The sequence below is a fragment of the Methanobrevibacter sp. V14 genome (assembly GCF_963082475.1).
Lineage (GTDB): Archaea > Methanobacteriota > Methanobacteria > Methanobacteriales > Methanobacteriaceae > Methanocatella.
Window position 1 is genome coordinate 1 of sequence record NZ_CAUJAM010000015.1, and the last position, 4,186, is coordinate 4,186.

At 28.5% G+C, this 4,186-nt stretch carries 3 protein-coding genes; all 3 read left to right on the plus strand.

Annotated features, from left to right (window positions below; translation table 11 throughout):
- Positions 1–290 precede the first annotated feature (290 nt).
- On the plus strand, positions 291–794 hold the full coding sequence (locus Q9968_RS09460; protein ID WP_305515799.1) for a hypothetical protein: 504 nt from the start codon (positions 291–293) through the stop codon (positions 792–794).
- Positions 795–798: 4 nt separating this feature from the next.
- Positions 799–1,122, plus strand: coding sequence for a hypothetical protein (locus Q9968_RS09465; protein WP_305515801.1), 324 nt, complete (start codon positions 799–801; stop codon positions 1,120–1,122).
- A 133-nt stretch (positions 1,123–1,255) separates the two neighbouring features.
- Entirely contained in the window at positions 1,256–3,982 is a 2,727-nt protein-coding gene (locus tag Q9968_RS09470; protein WP_305515803.1) for a hypothetical protein, read from the plus strand.
- Positions 3,983–4,186: the final 204 nt, after the last annotated feature.

The window sequence follows — 4,186 nt, forward strand, 5'->3', positions numbered from 1 at the left end:
CTTTTCCATCAGTTGCCTTATTTGTTTTGAATAATTCAACTGAAAACATTCAGTATTAACTTAATTGGAGAACATTATGTTTAGAAGAAGGATTTCCAATTAGAGTAAAAATTAAACGATATTTTTGCCACGATTGCGGAAAAAAATCTCAAGCAGAGTTTACAGGATTCTATGATAAATTCTGTAATTTATCCAATGATTTCAAAAATAAAATAATTAATGCCCGTGAAAACAGTTGGATATCTCTAAGAAATATTAAAAGACTCATTAAAGACTGGTTTGGAATTAAAGTGTCTCATGAAACCATAAGAAAAGCTTTATTGGTCGAAGGTGAATTTTATTATTTCAACGATGAGTTGAAATTGTCTGGATATTACGGATATGACGAACAGTGGGAGAGAGTTAACGGAAACTGGGTTTACTACCTTGTACTCTTTGATTTAGTCAATAACGTACCTGTGGCATCGATGCTAACTGAAATATTAAATGAAAATGTAATTGAAAATTTTATTTATATGAGTATTCCTTTTAAAGACCGTGTTGCAATTGTTACGGATTTAAAACCGGAATATGATAAAATAATGAGCAAATTAGGATTTATTCACCAACATTGTACTTTTCACTTGGAAAAAAACATTAAAAGTAACATGAAAAAGAAAATAAACAAAAATATGACTAATTATCACTTTGAATTAAAAAATACTCATCCTAAATACTCTGATGACAATCTTGATGAAATTATAAAAAAGAAAAAAGAAGAAGTAAAAAAAAGAAATATGGAAATATATTGCTGAATTTATGAAATTATTTAAACAACCAACCATTGATGAAGCAATTGAGTATATAAAATTTTTAAAAGATGAAATAAAATATTATCCAGAACATTTGGCCAAGTATCTAAAAAAGAATTTTTTCCCAGAATACAGAAAATTCCTAATATTCCTTGAAGATGATTATAAAAGACATTTAGAACCAACAAATAATAAATTAGAAAATTTCAATGGCAATACAATGCCAAAATACGAAAAAAGAAGTTATAGGACTATGCAAGGATTATGGAGTGCATTAATGCATAAAAACGATGGTTGGACAAAAAGAAGAAATGAAGACCTAACAAATTGACAGTCCCGGATTGATTCAGAACAGTTAATTATTTATAGATGATTGTATAGAATCATTATTAATTATTTAAATATTATATTGATTCAATTTCATTTAATTATGAAAATATTAAGATCCGGAGGATTGATATAAAATGATTAAGAATTTAAATAAAGTTATAATAGTGTTTTTATTTTTAATATTTTTATCTATTTCAGCTGTTTCAGCACAAGACAATGCAACATCTGAAATAGATTTAAGTGAAAATACTACAATTTTAGAAGTTGAAGATAATGATAAATTAAATGTTGAAATGAACAAAAGCGATTTAAAAGGATCTACTTCAACATTTACTGATTTGCAAAACATAATCAACAAAGCACCTATTGGTGGTACAATAACTCTAAATAAAGACTATACATATGTATTTGGAGATAATGCGATAATAATTAATAAACCTTTAACTATTGATGGTAAAAACCATGTACTTAACGGAAAATTAGCTACACGAATATTCTGGATAGGTGACAATCAAGTCACATTAAAAAATATAAGATTCATAAATGCTAATAATACTCAAACAGATTGGGGTGGTGCCATTGACTGGTTGGGAGATAATGCTAATTTAGAAAATTGTTACTTTGAAAATAACCACGCACGTGAACTTGGTGGTGCTATTTACTTAAATGGAACACAAGGCAATATAAAAAACTGCACTTTTAACAATAACCATGCAGAAAAGGGTGGTGCTGTTTATTGGAATGGTGATAATGGTAAATTAAAGGATTGTTCTTTTGTTAATAACCATGCAGATGGGTATGGTGGTGCTGTTTATTGGTATGGTAATAATGGTGAATTAAAGGAGAATTGTTCTTTTAATAATAACCATGCAGATGGGTATGGTGGTGCTGTTTATTGGTATGGTAATAATGGTGAATTAAAGGATTGTTATTTTAATGATAACCATGCTAAATGGTGGTATGGTGGTGCTGTTAAATGGGATGGTGATAATGGTTTTTTAAGTGCTTGTTCTTTTGTTAATAACCATGCAGCTGATGGTGGTGCTGTTTATTGGAATGGTAATAATGGTGAATTAAAGGAGAATTGTTCTTTTAATGATAACCATGCTGATCGTGGTGGTGCTGTTCTTTGGCATGCTGATAATGGTGAATTAAAGAATTGTTCTTTTAATAATAACCATGCAGATGAAGATGGTGGTGCTGTTAAATGGTATGGTAATAATGGTGAATTAAAGGATTGTTATTTTAATAATAACCATGCAAAGTATGGTGGTGCTGTTTATTGGTATGGTAATAATGGTGAATTAAAGGATTGTTATTTTAATAATAACCATGTAGATGGGTATGGTGGTGCTGTTAAATGGAATGGTAATAATGGTGAATTAAAGAATTGTTCTTTTAATAATAACCATGCAGCTGATGGTGGTGCTGTTTATTGGTATGGTGATAATGGTACTTTAAAGGATTGTTCTTTTGTTAATAACAATGCTAATCTGTATGGTGGTGCTGTTTATTGGTGGGGTGATAATGGTAAATTAAAGGATTGTTCTTTTAATAATAACTATAAATATGAGGGTGGTGCTGTTTTTTGGGATGGTTATAATGGTGAATTAATGAATTGTTCTTTTAATAATAACCATGCTGATCGTGGTGGTGCTGTTTGGTGGAATACTGCTAATGGTACTTTAAAGGATTGTTCTTTTGTTAATAACAATGCTAATCTGTATGGTGGTGCTGTTTATTGGTGGGGTGCTAATGGTACTTTAAGTGCTTGTTCTTTTGTTAATAATTATGCTAAAAATGAAGGTAAAACTATTTACTGGGGTAAACCAGGTGATATATTTGCTTGTACTTTTAGTGTATTTCGTCCTAAAAATACAAATACTGTTACTGTTGATAACTTAATTTTCTACGAAAATAATAATTACAATGTTAATTACTATGAAAATGGTAATAAAATCCTTAGTAGTGGGATAAATGAGAATATTACTTTTTTTAATTTAAACAGTGGAAAACACACTATTAAAATGATTTATAAAAAAGATGGTAATGATTTGACTAATGATTTAATTATTACTGGTGATTCTTATTTAAATTCTAATAATGTGTATATGTTTTATAATGATGGGACAAAATATAAGGTAAAATTAACAGACTACCAAGGAAAACCTTTAATTTATAAAAATCTTCAAATCACAATCAAAAATAAAAAATACAACCTAAAAACAGACAAATATGGCTATGCTACTATACTTCTCAAACAAAAACCTGGACAATACTCAATAATAGCTAAATTCAATGGAGATAAAGATTATGGTCCAAGCACCTTCACAACCAAGATAAAAATCTTAAAATCCCCAATAACAAAAAATAAAAACATGAATATTTATTTCATGGGAGGAACATTTAAAGTACAAATAATACATGCAAATGGTAAAAATGTAGGCGCTGGAAAAACAGTAAAATTCACAATATCAGGAAAAACATACACCAAAAAAACAGACAAAAATGGATACGCAAGCCTAAAAATCACACAAAAACCAAAAACACACACCATAACCACAAAATATGGCAAATTCATTACAAAAAATAAAATCACAATCCAACCAGTACTAACAGCAAAAAACATCATAAAGAAAAAAACAAAAACAACAAAATTCCAGGCCAAACTAGTAAACACTAAAGGAAAACCACAAGCAAAAAAGAAAATAACATTTAAATTCAAAGGAAAAAAATACAAAAAACTAACAAACAAAAAAGGAATAGCCACACTAAAAATCAAAAACCTAAAAAAAGGCAAATACAACATATACACACAATACACCAAATCAAAAATAAAAAACACAATAACAATCAAATAAAAAAAAAAAAGATAAGGAACCACCAACACTTCCTTATTTTTTTAACCTTTTTTATTATAGTTTTTCTCTAAAAGTTTATACTATTTATAGGGTGCTAGATTTATGTAAATAAATCTAGTTCGGATTGGACTTCTTTTTTAGTTAGGAGTGTTGTTTGTTCGTCAGTTTTTTCGCCCACTTGTTGATTTTCATTTGTTTTATTAT

Excerpts from the sequence above, each read along its gene's own strand:
- Q9968_RS09465 (WP_305515801.1), top strand. The coding sequence starts at position 799 with ATGAAATTATTTAAACAACCAACCATTGATGAAGCAATTGAGTATATA.
- Q9968_RS09470 (WP_305515803.1), top strand. The coding sequence starts at position 1,256 with ATGATTAAGAATTTAAATAAAGTTATAATAGTGTTTTTATTTTTAATA.